At 57.1% G+C, this 17,102-nt stretch carries 14 protein-coding genes and 1 tRNA gene; 8 read left to right on the top strand and 7 right to left on the bottom strand.

Going from position 1 to position 17,102, the window contains the following annotated elements; all coding sequences use genetic code 11:
- Position 1: 1 nt before the first annotated feature.
- On the bottom strand, positions 2 to 919 hold the full coding sequence (locus NUW46_RS07735; protein ID WP_305967093.1) for a flagellar protein MotY: 918 nt from the start codon (positions 917 to 919) through the stop codon (positions 2 to 4).
- A 185-nt stretch (positions 920 to 1,104) separates the two neighbouring features.
- Between NUW46_RS07735 and pyrC the strand changes: the two genes are divergently transcribed.
- Together pyrC and rnt are read left to right on the top strand one after the other, a co-directional pair.
- A complete protein-coding gene (pyrC, locus tag NUW46_RS07730) occupies positions 1,105 to 2,136 on the top strand; it encodes a dihydroorotase (RefSeq protein WP_418141781.1) in 1,032 nt (343 codons plus the stop codon).
- 44 nt (positions 2,137 to 2,180) lie between these two features.
- Entirely contained in the window at positions 2,181 to 2,837 is a 657-nt protein-coding gene (gene rnt, locus NUW46_RS07725; RefSeq protein ID WP_083231870.1) for a ribonuclease T, read from the top strand.
- Between the two features lie 79 nt (positions 2,838 to 2,916).
- Here rnt and NUW46_RS07720 read toward each other — a convergent pair whose 3' ends face one another.
- Together NUW46_RS07720 and NUW46_RS07715 are read right to left on the bottom strand one after the other, a co-directional pair.
- Positions 2,917 to 5,163: a methyl-accepting chemotaxis protein gene (locus NUW46_RS07720; RefSeq protein ID WP_418141780.1), complete on the bottom strand. Its 2,247-nt coding sequence runs from the start codon at positions 5,161 to 5,163 to the stop codon at positions 2,917 to 2,919.
- Between the two features lie 156 nt (positions 5,164 to 5,319).
- Positions 5,320 to 7,305, bottom strand: coding sequence for an SDR family oxidoreductase (locus NUW46_RS07715; RefSeq protein ID WP_291907971.1), 1,986 nt, complete (start codon positions 7,303 to 7,305; stop codon positions 5,320 to 5,322).
- A 386-nt stretch (positions 7,306 to 7,691) separates the two neighbouring features.
- Between NUW46_RS07715 and NUW46_RS07710 the strand changes: the two genes are divergently transcribed.
- A complete protein-coding gene (locus NUW46_RS07710; protein WP_349343431.1) occupies positions 7,692 to 7,991 on the top strand; it encodes a hypothetical protein in 300 nt (99 codons plus the stop codon).
- Positions 7,992 to 8,055: 64 nt separating this feature from the next.
- Positions 8,056 to 10,878 carry an insulinase family protein gene (locus tag NUW46_RS07705; protein ID WP_418141779.1) on the top strand — a complete coding sequence of 941 codons (2,823 nt, stop codon included), beginning with the start codon at positions 8,056 to 8,058 and terminating at the stop codon, positions 10,876 to 10,878.
- 5 nt (positions 10,879 to 10,883) lie between these two features.
- Here NUW46_RS07705 and NUW46_RS07700 read toward each other — a convergent pair whose 3' ends face one another.
- Positions 10,884 to 11,516, bottom strand: coding sequence for a TIGR04282 family arsenosugar biosynthesis glycosyltransferase (locus NUW46_RS07700; protein ID WP_069184868.1), 633 nt, complete (start codon positions 11,514 to 11,516; stop codon positions 10,884 to 10,886).
- Positions 11,503 to 12,210, bottom strand: a complete 708-nt coding sequence (locus tag NUW46_RS07695; protein WP_418141778.1) for a TIGR04283 family arsenosugar biosynthesis glycosyltransferase — start codon at positions 12,208 to 12,210, stop codon at positions 11,503 to 11,505. Before NUW46_RS07695 ends, NUW46_RS07700 begins: the two co-directional genes overlap by 14 nt.
- An 87-nt stretch (positions 12,211 to 12,297) precedes the next feature.
- Between NUW46_RS07695 and NUW46_RS07690 the strand changes: the two genes are divergently transcribed.
- Positions 12,298 to 12,374: transfer RNA gene (locus NUW46_RS07690), tRNA-Arg, on the top strand.
- A gap of 58 nt (positions 12,375 to 12,432) precedes the next feature.
- Here the strand turns inward: NUW46_RS07690 and NUW46_RS07685 are convergent.
- Positions 12,433 to 12,972: a GNAT family N-acetyltransferase gene (locus tag NUW46_RS07685; RefSeq protein ID WP_209398225.1), complete on the bottom strand. Its 540-nt coding sequence runs from the start codon at positions 12,970 to 12,972 to the stop codon at positions 12,433 to 12,435.
- 163 nt (positions 12,973 to 13,135) lie between these two features.
- Between NUW46_RS07685 and NUW46_RS07680 the strand changes: the two genes are divergently transcribed.
- Positions 13,136 to 13,810, top strand: coding sequence for a spermidine synthase (locus NUW46_RS07680; protein ID WP_418141777.1), 675 nt, complete (start codon positions 13,136 to 13,138; stop codon positions 13,808 to 13,810).
- A gap of 42 nt (positions 13,811 to 13,852) precedes the next feature.
- On the top strand, positions 13,853 to 14,500 hold the full coding sequence (locus NUW46_RS07675; RefSeq protein WP_323128542.1) for an MBL fold metallo-hydrolase: 648 nt from the start codon (positions 13,853 to 13,855) through the stop codon (positions 14,498 to 14,500).
- 27 nt (positions 14,501 to 14,527) lie between these two features.
- Here the strand turns inward: NUW46_RS07675 and NUW46_RS07670 are convergent, their stop codons facing one another.
- On the bottom strand, positions 14,528 to 16,153 hold the full coding sequence (locus NUW46_RS07670) for a methyl-accepting chemotaxis protein (RefSeq protein WP_418141776.1): 1,626 nt from the start codon (positions 16,151 to 16,153) through the stop codon (positions 14,528 to 14,530).
- 275 nt (positions 16,154 to 16,428) lie between these two features.
- On the opposite strand from NUW46_RS07670, the gene NUW46_RS07665 reads away from it, so the two are divergent.
- Positions 16,429 to 17,094 (top strand): hypothetical protein, encoded by a 666-nt coding sequence (locus tag NUW46_RS07665; RefSeq protein ID WP_209398231.1) that lies wholly within the window; start codon positions 16,429 to 16,431, stop codon positions 17,092 to 17,094.
- Positions 17,095 to 17,102: the final 8 nt, after the last annotated feature.

Genomic DNA, 17,102 nt, shown 5'->3' with positions numbered 1-17,102 from the left:
ATTATCCCCGGGGCTCACCGCCATACCCGTTGGCCTGCTGAAGCTCCGGGCGATCACCTGCCCTCTGCAAGCGGATATTGGTGCGGCGGTTATCCGCCGGCCGGTTGGATACCGGGTATTGGTCACCGTGGGCCCGAACGGTAATCATGTTTTCATCAATACCGCTCGCCTTGAGGTAGTCGGCCACCACGTTGGCACGATCTTCGGAAAGCGCGCGGTTGTCGATACGACTGCCAATGCTGTCACTGTGGCCATCCACGAAAATTCTCTCAACCGTGGTGTCGGCATTCACGTAGCGCACGATGTTGTCCAGCAACTGCCTGTCGGCGTCAGACAGTTGAGTGCTGCCACTGGCAAAGGGCACCCTTGAACGCTGAATCTGATCAAAGTTCACCGGCAAGAGATTCGACGTGCAGCGCTGATAGCGCTGGTATTCACCAGCAAAATTGATATTGGACACCTGCACCCGCACCGGACGACCATCAAACCAGGATTCCCGGGTAACCGTGGGGCGCATACCCTCCAGCAGGCCGTGGGCAACAACAAAGGCCTGGCGTGTGTCCAGGGAGACCTGGCGGCGATCATCCGACACATTGACCGTGCCCAGGGGCTTCGTCGCCACACCCGGACGCCAGGCCGGTGCCTCCACCACGAGACTCCCACGCCCCGGTCGCATCGGTGTCGAATCAGACTCCAGGAAAAAGCTCAGACTTTCACCCGCGCGATGATTGAACACGGCCCGACCGTAACCGGGAACCTCGTGCACCAGGCGACACTCGAATACCGATTCGGCAAGATACCACTGGCTATTCTCGATACCGGCACCATAGCTGGCAGCCTGCCCGGCAGCCGGCAAAAGCAGCACAGGAAGACTGCAAGCGAGCAGTGTATTGAGACGTTTTCCGAGGCGGAATCCCATAGTACGTGCCATCAGTGTCCGGTAGTTAACAGATCCTGATTGCTTAACGGCCCGCGCCTGCCTTTCTTTAGCTCCGGCCGGAAAACAATCGCCGGCGCCTTCTGGTATAATTCGCCAAATTTTTCGGGGCTCTATCCTCCAGGGCCCCACAGCACGCCTCGCATAAGGTATTGCGGACAACTGCCATGACAGAAAAGCTTACTCTTACCCGGCCCGACGACTGGCACCTTCACGTTCGGGATGGTGACATTCTTAGCGACGTGGTACCGGCCACGGCGGCCTGCTTCGGCCGCGCCATCATCATGCCTAACCTGGTGCCACCGGTCACAACCGCCGCTGATGCCACAGCCTATCGGGAGAGGATTCTCGCGGCTGCCAAAGGCACCGCCTTCGAGCCGTTGATGACCCTGTACCTGACCGAGAGCATGACACCGGAAACCATCCGCGAGGCCAAAGCCGTCGGTGTTGTGGCCGCCAAGCTTTACCCGGCGGGCGCGACAACGAACTCCGACTCCGGAGTGAAGGATATACGGAACATCTATCCCGTGCTGGAGGCAATGGCAGACTGCGGCATGCTTCTTCTGGTTCATGGTGAAGTAACCGACGCCGATATCGATATCTTTGACCGTGAAAAGGTGTTTCTCGAGCGGGTCCTGGCCCCCACCCTGGAGGCTTTCCCGAATCTCAAGGTTGTGCTGGAACATATTACGACGGCCGATTCCGCCGAGTTTGTCCAGCAGCACACCGGCGACAACCTTGCCGCGACGCTGACGCCCCAGCATTTGATGTATAACCGCAACCATATGCTGGTCGGCGGCATTCGACCGCACCTTTATTGCCTGCCAATTCTGAAGCGCAACCGCCATCAGAAGGCGTTGCGGGACGCAGTAGCCAGCGGCGACAAACGCTTTTTCCTGGGCACGGATTCTGCTCCCCATGCCAAGGATCGCAAGGAGGCTGCCTGCGGCTGTGCTGGCTGTTACTCAGCCTATGGCGCCATCGGCCTGTATGCGGATATTTTTGAAGAGCTTGGCATTCTGGACAAGCTTGAGGCATTCGCCAGCTTCAACGGCCCTGACTTCTACGGCCTGCCGCGCAACACCGATACCATTACCCTGGTTCGCGAACCCTGGACCATGCCGGCGGAGCTGCCATTGGCTGACGGAACCATCGTGCCCCTGAAGGCCGGTGAAACCGTTCACTGGCGACTGGCGTAAACCTGATCTATTCCTTCTCACACACGGCCAAGACCGGAGCTTGAGTGACTGACGAAAACAAACCACCGCATCCCATGTCCCGCCGCTTCCGCGGATTTCTACCCGTTGTCGTCGACGTGGAAACCGCAGGATTCAATCCCGAGCGGGATGCCCTGCTGGAGGTGGCGGCGGTAATACTGACCATGGACGACGACGGCTGGGTGCGGCGAGCGGAGACCCACGTACAACAGATTGATCCCTTTGAAGGCGCCAATCTGGAGCAATCCGCCCTGGATTTCACCGGCATCGATCCGTGGAATCCAGAGCGTGAAGCGGTTCCCGAGCGGGAAGGTCTCAGTGAAATCTTCAGCCCGATTCGCAAGGCAGTGAAAAACCACGACTGCAAGCGGGCCGTTCTGGTGGGACATAACGCCACTTTTGACCACAATTTCATCTTTGCGGCCGCACTGCGAGCAGATATCCGGCGCAATCCATTTCATCCCTTTTCCACTTTCGATACCGCCACTCTGGCCGGCCTGGCGTACGGCCATACGGTTCTGGCCCAGGCTTGTAAGATCGCGGGCATTCCGTTCAGCAATAAGGAAGCCCACTCCGCAGCCTATGATGCGGAAAAGACTGCGGACCTGTTCTGCGGCATTGTGAATCGATGGAAAGAGCTGGGCGGCTTTCCACCTCCGGTGATCCCCGAAGAGACCGAGTAACCGCCATTAGAAAAACCCGCCGTAGCGGGTTTTTATTTGTGTGCCAAGCATGGCCTAAGATTTCAACGCCTTCTGGTACTCAGCTGACTTTAAACCGGGACAGCGAATCCTTGAGCTGATGAGACAACTCGGCCAGGTCACCACTGGCTTCTGATATCTGGGCCATGGCCTGTTTGGTCTCAACGGACTTTTCTGCAATTGTAGATACGTTGCGCGTTACTTCTTCGGCTGTGGCTGATTGCTCTTCGGAGGCAGTCGCAATCTGCTCGGCCATACCGGACATCCGGGTGACCTCGTCCACTGCCTCGCGAAGTTGCAATACAACGGCTCCTGCCCGCTCGGAAATACCGCTGGCCTGGACGCTGCAGCGCGTAACCACCTGTGAAGCACGCTCCGACGAATTAACCAGAGTTTCGATGGAACTACTGATCTCCTCGGTCGCCTTCTGGCTATTCTGGGCCAGGCTGCGCACTTCATCCGCAACCACCGCGAAGCCCCGGCCCTGTTCACCGGCCCGGGCCGCTTCAATGGCGGCATTCAGAGCCAGCAAATTGGTCTGGTCGGCAATTGACTTTATCGAATCCAGAACCCTGGTGATGGATTCCATATTCTTTCGCAAGTCCTCTATGCCGGCCTCTGCTTCCTCCAGTTCCCTGGCCATGGCACGGGTGTCATCAGCGGAGGATTCCACCTCGGCTGCGCTGCGGCTCACCGCCTCATGAGTGCGCTTGGCGCTGGCTGCCGATTCCGCGGTGTTCTGGGACACCTCGTTGATGGCGGAGGACATTTCCTCAATGGCCGACGCCACCTGCTCAGTCTGCTCTGCCTGCTGATTCACACTCTCCAGAGTATGTGAGGAAGTACCCGACAATTGTTCAGATGCACTGGCCTGGCGCTGGGAAGCCTCCTCGACCCTGAAGATCACTTCTTTCAGGTCCGACACCATTTTGAGCATGGAGCCGTAAACACCCGTTGCCCTGTCACTTTCGGACGAATCAATGACCAGATTACCCGCAGCCACCTGCTCCGCCAGTGCCTGCAATTCGGCCGGGTCTCTGCCGAGGGGTTTCATGATCCGCACTGCGGTCCAGACCGCCACGGCCACTACAGCCAGGATCACAATAGCAATGGCTATCGCGGCCAGCATCCACATTTCACGCACGGGCGCCAAGGCCTCGTCTTCGCTGATCTCCGCCACCAGCGCCCAGTTCAACCCGCCTACAGCAACTGGCCTGTGGGCGGAAAACACTGGTTCGCCCCGGTAGGACGTAACCACGCCTTCACCGGAATTCCCAGCCAGAGCTTCATCCACCGATGTCGAACTTATGCGCCCATTCTCCGGGTCGGCAAAGGAAGCGACAACGCTGCGGTTTTCCGGATCCAGGTATGAGTCTGACCGCATCAGGTTATCCGGGCCCACCAGATAGGCATCCCCGGTTTCGCCCATGCCATCTCGCTCCATCATGATGTTGTTCAGGCTGTCGATGGGGAACTGGAAGGCCAGCACGGCCAGCCGCTCATCCTTTTCGGAATATATGGGGGTTGCCACAAATCCGGCGGGCGCACCGTAGGACGGTACATACCGAGTAAAATCAACAAAAGTCGGAGCAGTATCCTGTCCGTCAGACAGCGCCTGACGATAAGCTGCCGCAAGGCCGGAATCCGCGTAGGGACCGTCTTTCAGGGAGGTAGCAAAATCAACCTCTTTGGCTACGGAATAGATAACATGGCCTGTATCGGCATCAATGAGATAAATATCGTAGTAGCCGAACGCCTCCTGAAACTCCTTGAACGAGGTGTGCCACTGTTTGTGAAGGGTGTTATAAAACTGCGCGATATGGACGTCGGCCGATACCAATTCGTCTTTCTGCCCCACAGGATTTGGGTTGTCCACGATGTAACCCATCTGCAGAGCCAGGCTGTTTTTGCTGAGGGATGCAACAAAATCCGAGGCTGAACGTCCCTTAGCACCACCATTTTGCTGTAAGGGTGGCAAGAAATTCTGCTGATAATAAGCCTCGACGTTTTCTCGTAAGGTCGACTGCTCCTCTTGTACCAGTTTTTCGTAATTCTGAAATGCCAAACCAAACCCCTGGGCCGCCGTTCGGGTCCCGCGATTATTGGCCATGGCTTTCAGCTGCCGGGCAATAGTGCTGAGATAATCTTCAACACTATGCTGCTTGTTGGTAGCCGCAATAGAGAGTTGTTGCAACGCCTGTTCCGTCAGGCTCTGTCGGGCAATTTCGGCGTTAAAAAACGAGATGGCAATGACGGGAAGCAGGCCAACCAGCAGCAAGGTCAGCAAAAGACGTTTCTTGAGAGTCATCAATAGCCCTTCTTTTATATTGTTCTTATGTTAACCATCGGCTATCGGCAGGTTTTCTTTAGCCCAGAACAACTCAAAAAAGAGGCGAATCTTGTTTAACCAATCGAAATGGGAGGGGAAGTAACTCCCCTCCCACTCGATTCAGGCGCTACCACGTTACCAGTAGATGCCCCGCATGATGGCGGCGAAAGCCACCTGCTCTGTGGACACCTTCGGCTTCTCGCCGGATCGACTGCCGGCGGCGGCAGGTGAATCCGGGAACATCCGGTAACCGGTGTTCATGACAATCTCGCCCATCTTGGGTGCCAGGGCATGCAGCACCTGGGCAAAAATCCCGAGACGAGTCGCGATGCGTTTCGGTCGATAAACAATCGCGTCAGCGACCATGCCTGCGGCCTCATCCGGCGTCAGGGTAGGCACAGAATCGTAGATCTTGGTCGGCGCAATCATCGGGGTCTTCACCAACGGCATGTTGATGGTGGTGAAGGTCACGTTGCGATCTGACCACTCCGCAGCAGCGCAACGGCTGAATGCATCCAGGGCAGACTTGGACGCCACGTAGGCCGAGAATCGGGGCGCGTTGGTCAACACCCCGATAGACGAGATGTTCACTACGTGCCCTCGGCGGTTCTCCAGCATCTTCGGCGCAAAGCCCATGATCAGGCGCACGGAACCGAAGTAGTTCAGCTGCATGGTGCGCTCGAAATCGTGGAATCGATCGAACGACAGGTCCAGTGACCGGCGAATGGAACGCCCGGCATTGTTGACCAGCACATCCACGTGGCCGTGGTTATCCAGAACGGTCTTCACAAACTCATCGCACGCGTCCATGTCGGAGAAATCGCACGGATAGGCGTGCACGCTCGCTCCGCGAGACTCCAGCTCCGCGGTCACTTCCTTCAGACGCTCCAGTTTCCGGGCGCCGATCACCAGGATGGCGCCAGCGTCTGCCAGTTTTTGCGCCGTGGCCAGACCGATACCGGACGTTGCACCTGTCACTACGCACACGCGACCTTCAACCGTGCCCTTGAGCGTGCGGTCCTTGAACAGGTCCGGGTCCAGATTGCGCTCCCAGTAGTCCCAGATCACCGGCGCGTAGTCCGGCAGCCGGGGCACTTCAATACCGGTGCCTTTCAAAACGCGCTCGGTTTCACGGGCGTCGAATCTGGTCGGGTAATTGATGAATGACATCACGGAGGGCGGAATGCCCATGTCGTCGAGGATTGCCGAGGTCAGCCGCTTCACGGGCGGAAGATTCTTCAGACTCTGGCGAATGAACGGCGGAATAAAGCCGAACATTCTGGAATCAATCCGCATCCCCATCTTGGGTGCGTGCCCCGCCTCACTGAAGATATTGAGGATTTCGCCAACCTTGTACGGATCACTGTCCACCAGGTGGAAGCACTTGCCGTCTTCACCCTCAAGGTGGGCAATGTGGTCCATGGCGTTAACTACGAAATCCACCGGCACAATGTTCAGACGCCCGCCTTCGACACCAATGGTCGGCACCCACTGGGGTAGCGCATGGCGAATTTTCTGAATCATCTTGAAGAAGTAGTAGGGGCCATCCACCTTGTCCATTTCGCCGGTAGAAGAATGACCAATTACCATGCCCGGGCGGTAAATGCGGAAGGGAACCTTACATTCCTCCCGAACCACCTTTTCAGATTCGTGCTTGGTACGCAGGTAAGGATGGTCCAGTTTCTCGGCTTCCTCGAACATGTCTTCGCGGAAGATCCCCTTGAACAGACCGGCAGCCGCGATGGAAGACACGTGATGGAAGTGTTTGGCGCCCATTGCCTCGGCAGCACTCACCGCAGCCCGAGTGCCCTCGATGTTGGTCGCCTGCTGAGCTTCTTCGTCTGCCCCCATGTCGTACACGGCGGCGAGGTGAAAGAAGTGGTCGATTTTCCCTTTCAGGGCTTTCAGTGTCTTGGCGTCAATACCCAGATTTTTGCTGGTCAGGTCGCCTATGACAGCCTTCACCTGGGTTTCGTCCGCACCCCACCGCTCGCGCAATTTGTCCAACTTGTCCTGGGATTGTTCACGCACCAGAACGTGGACAGTACCCCCACGTGCCAGAAGCTTCTCCACGAGGAAACGGCCAATAAATCCGGTGCCACCCGTCAGGAAATAATTCATCGATCTTCCACCCTGCCTGTTGCTCTGTTGTTGTCTATCCATGCCGGCACTCATACGACTAAAGTCTTAGAGTTTTCCGGAAACGCCGGCATTGTACTTAATTGCAACCTTCATGTATCGAACTTTTTTAGAGTTTTTACTCTGTAAGCCTTTGTTTTGCATAGAGCTATTACTCTAAAAATTTTCTCCCGCACGCTCAACGGGCCTGTCCGGTTCGCCGACACAATGCTTTTGAGACTAGCACAGGAATTGGCCCATGCATGCCCAATTTCCGGATTACCGCAAAGCAATGAAAGCGCCCGCCAGCAATGACATAATCGGGAACTTATCGCGCCTTCTGGCATCTCTTCTTTTCACAGGAAAACCGATCTTCGGAACCACCAATCATGCAGAAAGACAATCCCAACGCAGAACGATACATTTCCATTGCCCGAGCCTGTTTGAGGGCCATAAACGACACCGCCGAAAACGCAGGTTCCCGCGAGGAGAAAATCCAGGCGGTCTACGAGGCCATTGATCATGCCTTCCAGGCCGAGTTTGCCGATTACCGACAGTCCGTCGCCATCATGGCTACGGTTCTGGAGCGTATCGCCTCTGGCCAGCTGGACGGTGAGAAAGCCGCGGATCTCGCTCGTAAAACATTGGACCAGCAACCAGAGAGCACACGCAGCGCGCCGATGCACTGATACACGAAACTCTTCTCCGAATCACAGAGAACCTATGAACACACGCACCGTCAGGAAGAACTCAATGCAGAACCCGATATCACGCCTGTTTTCCCTGCTGACACTTGTGCTGTTCAGCACCCTTGCTTTTGCAGCCCAGATTCCGGAGAAGAGCCCCAATGACGATAACCAGTACCGGTTCATCGAACTGGATAATGCCCTGAAGGTGATTCTGGTTTCGGATCAGGATGCCGACAAAGCGGCTGCCTCGATGAACGTTGCCGTCGGTAGCGGGGACGATCCGGCGGATCGGGAAGGACTCTCCCACTTCCTGGAGCACATGCTGTTCCTTGGAACCGAGAAATATCCGGATCCAGGGGAATACCAGCAGTTCATCAAGAGCCATGGCGGCCAGCACAATGCCTTCACTGCATTCCAGGACACGAATTATTTCTTCGATGTTCAAGCCGAATTTCTGGAACCGGCCCTGGACCGATTCGCGCAGCAGTTTTCCGCACCCCTGTTTACCGCCGAACTGGTGGACCGTGAACGCAACGCCGTGCACTCGGAATTCAGCGCCAAACAAAAAGACGATGGGCGCCGATTCTATTCCGTAAAAAAAGCCGCTAGTAATCCCGACCACTCCTTCAGCCAGTTTGCGGTGGGCAACCTCAGCACCCTGGAGAACACCGAAGACAACCCGCTCCGGCCTGACCTGATCGAGTTCTGGAAGCAGCACTACTCCTCGAACATCATGAGCCTGGCGGTTTACGGGCCGCAAACCCTGGACGAACTGGAATCCATGGTGCGAGGCCGGTTCGATGCCATCGAAAACCGAAACCTCGAAACCAAACGCCATGTGGCCAGCCTTTACCGGGCGGAGGACCTCCCGGCCAAGGTAACAGCAGAAGCGCTCAAGGATGTTCGCAGCCTGTCGCTTACCTTCCCGATTCCATCCCAGGAAGAAAACTACCGCACCAAGCCCGTCAGCTACGTGGCCAACCTGCTTGGCCATGAGGGCCCAGGCAGTCTTTTCGATGTACTTAAAAAGGCCGGTCTGGCCGAGAGCCTCTCCGCAGGTCTGGGCATGGATACCGGTGAAAACGCCACCCTCGAGATCAGCATTTCCCTGACACCAGAGGGGCTAGCTCGCCATGAGGACATTTTGCCGTTGGTATTCGAGTACATTGAAAAGGTTCGCCAGAAAGGAATCAGCGAGCAGCGCTTCCTCGAGATGCAGAACCTGGCACGAATAGACTTCCGGTTCCGCGAGCAGGGTAATCCCCTGCATGAGGCGATGCGCCTCTCACGTTACCTGCAGGACTATCCGCCGGAAGACGTACTGCGGGCTCCCTGGCTGGTTGAGCGCTTTGCACCGGAGCAGTATCGCGACATTCTGGACAAACTGACACCGGAAAACCTGCTTGCCTTCGTTCTGGCACCGGAACCTGAACTGGAGAATCCGAATCGCACCGACTGGTACAACGCCGCCTGGACCCGGGAAGCCCTGAACCCGGAAATGCTCACGGCTCGGAGCCTCCCTGAGCTCTCGGCCCAGCTGCGTTTACCCCCTGAAAACCCCTTCGTGCCGGAAGATCTGGCGATGGTATCGGGAAGCACGATGGACCAGCCGACAAGACTCGGCGCACTTGAAGGAATGGATGTCTGGTTTGCCCGGGACACCCGGTTTGATACCCCGAAAGCCAATGTGTTCGTGGGTCTTCGAACGCCAGCCACCCGGGCTTCGGCCCGCAGCTACGTTCTGACCCAGCTGCTGGTAGACACCATCAATACCAATCTGAATGCCTGGGCCTACTCCGCCAGCCTCGCGGGCCTGGATTACAGTGTTTACCCTCATCTGAGGGGTATCACGGTTCGTGTCGGCGGTTACAACGATAAACTCCATACCCTGATGAACCGGATACTGGTCCAGGTGGCTACACCAGAGCTAACGGAGCAGCGTTTTGAAATCGCCCGGCAACAGCTGATTGACGGCCTTCAGAACAAGGCCAAGGACCGCCCGGTGGAACAGACCTCGGAGTTCGTACAGACGTCCCTTATCGAAGGTGCCTGGCCGACTGACGCCAAGCTCAAGGCTGCCCGGGAAGTGAGCTTCGATGAACTGAACTCCTTCTCGGAGGCCCTGCTCTCACAGGTGGACCCGGTCATGCTGGCCCATGGAAATCTCACGGAAGCCTCGGCCCTGAACCTGGCGCGGCAGATCGACGCGATTGTTCTGGGCAACAGTGAATTGACCGAGGTAGACCGCAGTCAGGTACGTCAGTTGCCAGACACTGAAACGATGGTTTCCATTGAGGTAGACCACCCGGACACCGGCTATACACTCTACATGCAGGGCGACAACACCAGCTTCGAGGAACGGGCCCGATTCCGTCTGCTGGCCCAGATCATCAGCAGCCCGTTCTATGAGGAAATAAGAACCAACCGCCAGTTGGGCTATATCGTATACGCGACGCCTTTCGAAATGCTGGAGACGCCTGCCCTCGGGTTTGTGGTGCAATCACCGTCGGCAACGCGCGCAGAGATCGACCAGGCCGTTCAGGAGTTTTCCAACAGCTTCGAGGAGACCTTGTCAGCATTGACAGCGGAGCGTCTGGAACGCGAAAAGCAGGCCGTCATCAGCAAACTGCTGGAGAAAGACCGGCAACTTGGCGAGATCTCCAGCCGCTACTGGCGCGAGATTGATCGAGACATGGAAAGCTTTGATTCCCGTGAGCAACTGGCCGACGCGGTGCGAGGCGTGAGTAAAGCGGCACTGCTTGAAACGTTCCGGAAGTCGGTTCTGGAGCGAGACCAGAGCCTGCAGGTTGTGACCGGCGGAGACGGCCTTGAGGCGAGTCGGGCTTTGGGCAGGCTAACGGAACTGCCACCGGTACCCGCCAGCTGAAAACATTAGCAGGTACGCAGAAAACGAGCCCAGTCCTCGGGCTCGTCAACATCCCAGCGGGGCTCGAGCAAACAATAGCTGAGCCCCGACTCTTCCAGTCGATCACAGGTTTGAGTCAGAACCTCGGGCGTCCCCCAGGCAATGTCGTCGAGCATTCCCTCCGCCACTCTGGAGGCCCCAATCAGCACATAGCCGCCATCGTCTGACGGGCCGAGCACAACGTCATAATCCGCCAAACAGGCAACCGCCTTTCGGGCATAATCCGGGTCCACCGACGGGCAATCACTGCCAACAATCAGGGCCCGCTCGTAATCCCCAAGTGACTGACTGAGGGCGCGGTGCATCCGCTCCCCGAGCGTCCTGCCCTGCTGGACGCCCTGATGCAGACCTGCACCTTCCAGTTCTTCAACAATCGATTCGGCCTCGCCGGGCCGATCATCAGCCGGTCGGTCCCACCAGAACTCTACCGGGTAGCCGGTCGCACACAGGTTATCCAGCACCGCCAGCGTAAGTCGGATGTGGGCATCAAGTGCGCCCACAGCGCCTAACTCCGGCATCAAACGGGTTTTTACCCGGCCAGCCTCCGGCCATTTGGCAAACTGCAGAAAGACCGCCGACGGAAAGTTACTTTGGGGCATTGCGCACATCCGATCGATAGATTTGGGCCAGAGACTCTGGCGATTCACCACGCCAGTAACGCCAGCGCAGTTGCCACATAAGAAGAATCGTTCGCCAGGCACCATTTTTCTGCCAACGGCGGCTATCGGTAACAACAGGTTCGTTTATACAGAAGGGACGGGACACCAGGCAAAGACGACGTGAAAACTCCACATCTTCCATCAGCGGCATAGGCTGAAAGCCGCCCAGCGCCTCGAAAGTATCCCGTCGTACAAACATGGCCTGATCGCCGGTGCAGATGCCGGTCAGGCGGGAGCGCTGATTCATGAACCAGGCAATAACCCGGAACAGCGGTCGCTCACCGCTCAACCGCACATCGAACCGTCCCCAGGCCCGGCGCGTCTGGACGAAACGTGCGAGGTGCTCAAGAGTGTTGTCCGGCAGGCGCGTATCCGCGTGCAAAAACAACAGAAGATCGCCTGTTGCCGCCGCTGCCCCGGCGTTCATCTGAAGCGCCCGTCCCTTCTCTGCGACAACCACCCTGTCGCAAAGCGGCCGGGCCAGCTCAACGGTTCGATCGGTGCTACCACCATCAACGACAACCACCTCATGCCCCCGTGTACGAATCGTTTGCAGGGCACGCAGGGTTTCCGTAACACCCGCCGCCTCCATCCATACAGGAACAATCACACTTAACGAGAAAGGGTCTGGCAAAACAAACTCCGTGACAGTCACCGAAACCGGGTCGCACCTTGAGCCTCTTGGCTTAGCCCGCTATCATAGCGCCCTTCTCGCGATAATGCCCCCGTAGCTCATCTGGATAGAGCGTCCCCCTCCTAAGGGGAAGGTAGCAGGTTCGAGTCCTGCCGGGGGTACCACCTCACCTGACTCAGAACCTGCCATCCCGTCCTGTTGAATCAAAAACCGAATAGCTCACTACCAGAAAGACGGATCGTTCAACGCTGCCACGCAAAATGATGTCCCGCTCAGTGCCGCCAAGGGCTCTTTTGTGAGCGACTGCCCGATCCAACCCTCGGGCTGACTCAATGGCAGAGGTGGCCGGGCGATTGATTGGGAGAGGGGTTTGAATCCGACCTTGCCGTAAAACGCCGGATCACCGTAGGTGATCGCCACATCAACGCCCCCTTCACGGAGTGAATCCAGGGCATGGGTCAATAGGCGCTGACCGACAGCCTTGCCTTGCCACCGGGTGGCCACCGCCATCGGCGATAGCAAAAAGACCACTCTGTGATCATCTGGATAAGTCAGCCGGGTGAAAACAGCCGCCCCAACCAGCTCATCCCCTGCTCTGGCAAGAAAAACCTGGATGTCATCAGGTGCTGTATCGCTGAGAACGTTACGGACGAGTTCACCGATAAGCTCTCCTTCGTCAGAGCCTTCCGAGTCAGTGAAGCTTGCTATGACGAGGTCCTTGATGTCCTGTTCGAGGCCTTTGAAGTGACTGGAAAACTCCATGCGTGATGCCCTTCTCAGAGAATTTCATTTGTTAATTTTTTGAATATAGAGGTAAAGACAAGCCAGACGAAAGGCTTGTTTCCGACTTCGGACCCAGCCCATTGTATTCACCGGATATGAAGCGGGTTACACTGCCCGCCAATATTTCACCCCGGTACCGCAAATGGCACGCTTCACCGAAATCGGCACTGCGACCATCCCTGGCAAAGGGACGCAATTGCGTCTTTTGCAGCGTAATGAAGAATTCTCTATCAAGATCGCTGGCACCACGGGCGAATTGATGAACAGCCGCATCCACGGCTCGGAGGATGCCCTGGCCACACTGGCGTGCGAACGCATTGCCGATCAACCCACTCCGCGAGTGCTGATTGGCGGCCTGGGCATGGGGTTCACGCTGGCCGCAGCATTGTCCGCCCTTGGAGACGATGCGCAGGTAACGGTTGCCGAGCTGGTTCCCGAAGTCGAAGCCTGGAATCGTGGCCCGCTAGGCTCCGCAGCGGGCAACCCGCTGAATGATCCGAGAGCCCGGGTACACATCGGTGATGTGGCGGAATTACTGAGAAATTCAAACAGCGAGTGGGACGCCATCCTCCTCGATGTCGACAACGGTCCGGAAGGACTGACCCGCAAAGAAAACGACTGGATTTATTCACCGGAAGGCATTGCGGCCGCCCAGAAAGCCCTGCGTCCTGACGGCATACTCGCCTACTGGTCAGCCGGCCAGGAGCATGCCTTCACCGAGAAGCTACGCCGGGCCGGATTTTCTGTTGAAGCGGTCACAGTGAGGGCTCTGCGGCCGGGCAAGGGTGCCCACCACGTTATCTGGCTGGCGTGGTAAGCTATTCGAAGAAGCTATCCCCCCCTGTTTTCGAGAAAACCTATGTCACTGAAGTACAGAATCATCCCGGTTACACCTTTCCAACAGAACTGCTCATTGATCTGGTGCGAGAAGACACGCAAGGCAGCCGTGGTGGACCCAGGCGGCGATCTTGAGAAGATCCGCGCCGCCGTGGACGAGGAAGGTGTAACGGTCGAAAAGATTCTGCTTACACATGCCCACATTGACCATGCCGGCGGAACCGCAGAGCTGTCGAAAACGCTGGGCATCCCCATTGAGGGACCGCAGAAGGAAGACAATTTCTGGATTGTCGGCCTACCCCAGCAGGCACAGATGTTCGGGTTTCCGGCACCGGAAGTATTCACCCCGGATCGCTGGCTTGAAGGTGGGGAGCAGGTGACTGTGGGCGATCAGACACTGGAGGTGCTCCATTGTCCGGGCCACACGCCTGGCCATGTGGTTTTCTACCACAGGGGCTCCGGCCTGGCGCTGGTCGGTGACGTATTGTTCCATGGCTCCATCGGGCGCACGGATTTTCCCAAGGGGGATCACGCAACACTCATCCGCTCGATCAAGGAACAGCTGTTCCCGCTCGGAGATGAGGTTGCGTTCATTCCCGGACACGGTCCGATGTCCACATTTGGCCAGGAACGAGCCACCAACCCTTTCGTCTCCGACCATCGGGGCTGAGCCTTTCTTCAGCCCCGGGTCGCTTTTTTATGGGCGACCTTCCTGATTCAGCCGGAACTGTTCGATGGTCTTCCTCAGATTCTCCGCCATGGCCAGCAGGTCACCGGCGATCCTCGCCGTCTCCTTGGCATCCCCGGAGGTCTGCTCTGCTGAGCGGCTGATTTCAATCACGTTGTGATTGATGGACTCGGAGACATCGCTCTGCTCGTTGGCGGCACTCTCCATTTCCTGGTTGAGATCGGTGATCTCGCGCACGGCAGCGGCAATCGTCTGTAACTCCGACTCCACGGTCAGAATCGCTGAAACCTGCTGCTCTGCCATTTCCGAGGCATGGCGCATGGTGGCCACACAATCGACGACCTCGCCCTTGAGTCCATTGATGGTGTTTCGGATTTCCTCCGTTGAATCCTGGGTTCTCGAGGCCAGAGCCCGCACCTCATCAGCCACCACCGAAAAACCTCGCCCCTGCTCGCCGGCCCGCGCTGCCTCGATGGCGGCATTGAGCGCCAGCAGGTTGGTCTGGTCGGCGATATTGGAAATCACCTCCAGCATATCTGACATCTGGCTTGTCCGCTGATCCAGTTGCTCAATGCGCTGCGCGCCGCTCTGGACCTCGCTGTTCAGTGCTTCAATTCCCTCAACTGCATTGCGGGCAAGGCTTTCCCCCTTGCTCGCGGATTCCGCCGTATCTGCGGATTTGCGAGTCGTGTGGATGGCGTTTTCCCGGACCTGAACCGCCGACGCAGCCATCTCTGTCGTGGCGCTGGCCACCTGATCGGTGTTGTCGCGTTGGGCGAGCACTTCCCGCTCAGTGGTGTCCGCCTTACCAGCAATGCTTCTGGCCGCCTGCTCAACCTGTTCGGCGTTGTCCATTACCGTATTCATGCTCTCCCGTATCTTCGCCATCATCCGGTTGAAGGCGCGGGAAACGGAACCGATTTCGTCGTTGCGGGTAACCTCAAGCTCAATCGTCAGATCCGAGTTGCTGGAAATCTCATCCATACGGTCGTGGAGTCGCCGCAGGCGGGAAAACACCAGTCGGCTCAAGGCGGCTGCGGTCATGAAGAACACTGCAGCAAAAATGGCCACCTGGATGCCGCCACTGGTCAGAAGTTGTTGCTGCAAACGGGCGTCGCTATCCGCCAGGGAATAATCCACCCGAATGGCACCGAGAACATCACCCTCCTTGGCCTGGTGACAGCCCAGGCAGTTCACACCCTGGTAGTTTTCCATAGCGATCACCGGCTCAATCAGCGTGTAGACGCGACCCTCCTCATTGTTGGAATAGGCTTCCACCCTCTCGCCTGCCAGCGCTTTCTCATCCAGAGGCTCTCTTATCTGCTCCGATGCATTGCCAGCCCCGAAGGTGCGGTTCAGATGATCACTGCGAATCACCCGCACATCCAGCACATCCTCGGATGCCATCACCTTTTGCCGTAGCACATCCCGATTACCGATGGTGCCGGTGACCATCATGGTGTTCAGCCCATCGAAGTAGGATTTCGCCAGCCCGTCCACATATTTGTGGCTGAACTCTTCTAGATGATCACGCTGGGAGTCGGCGCTGTAGAGCACGGTAAACACGAGAATCAGCGAGAAGGCAGCCGCCAGGGCCGCAAGTAGCAGAAAGCGGATGGAGTAGTGTTTTTTCATGGTAATCCGACACCGAGGCCGCGCGGCCTGAGAGTTGTTTTGACGTTTTATGGCGACAACTAACTGTCGCCAAACTTTATAGATATGCGTCAATTATTTCCTGACCCAGATCAGATCCGGGAAAGGTCATTTGCATAACCAGAGAGGGGAGCCCTCAGGCAGGGACTTGATGGAGTTGGCCTGAAAGCTGCAGAGCTAGATAACGAGTATCCGTTATATCCAACGCAGACTGTTCGGAAACCGCATTACGGTTCACCGAAGGAGGAAACCCATCCATGTCCCTACTGACCTCTCTGATCCGGGCGAGCACCCAGTTCCAGCAGGCCATGGAAAAGCGCCAGACGCCCTCAACAGCTCCGGAAGCCGCGACTGGCAAGGCCCAGCCCAAAGCTGTAGAAGCCGAACCGACATCTGGCGATGACCGTTTCACGCCCTCTGACAGCAGCGAGGCTGATCTCTCACGCCTGAAAGCGCGGCGGCTGGCAATGGCAGACTACAAGCAAACGGTGGGGCAGGATCTTGCCTTCATTCGCGAGACACTGCGGCACAAACTTGCCGAATACAATTTACACCCCGCAACTGCATTGAACGTGAGCAAAAACGAAAACGGCAGCGTTACGGTAGAGGGGAAAATTGCGGACAACACCCGTGCCCAGATTGAAAAAGACCTGAACGTGAACAAGAACTTCAAGGAAGCGTTCAATCGCCTGAGCGTCACCGAGCCGACCCTGCATTTCATGGATAATGCGCTCAAGTTGAACCAGGCCTACGGCGTGAACAACCCGTTACTGGACACACTGATCAGCGAGAATCAGCAGTTCAATGGCCTGCAGGATCTGGTACACCGTTACGACACCATGCGGCGCTCGGTGAGTGCTGAGCAAATGGAAGCTGCGGGAAATAGCCGGGCGTACGCCTTTAATTTGAACGCCCGGGCATAATCCAGAAG

This window comes from Marinobacter sp. MA (assembly GCF_048298425.1).
Taxonomy (GTDB): domain Bacteria; phylum Pseudomonadota; class Gammaproteobacteria; order Pseudomonadales; family Oleiphilaceae; genus Marinobacter; species Marinobacter salsuginis.
Note: the sequence above shows the minus strand (reverse complement) of the source record. Positions and strands in the feature narration are given on the sequence as shown.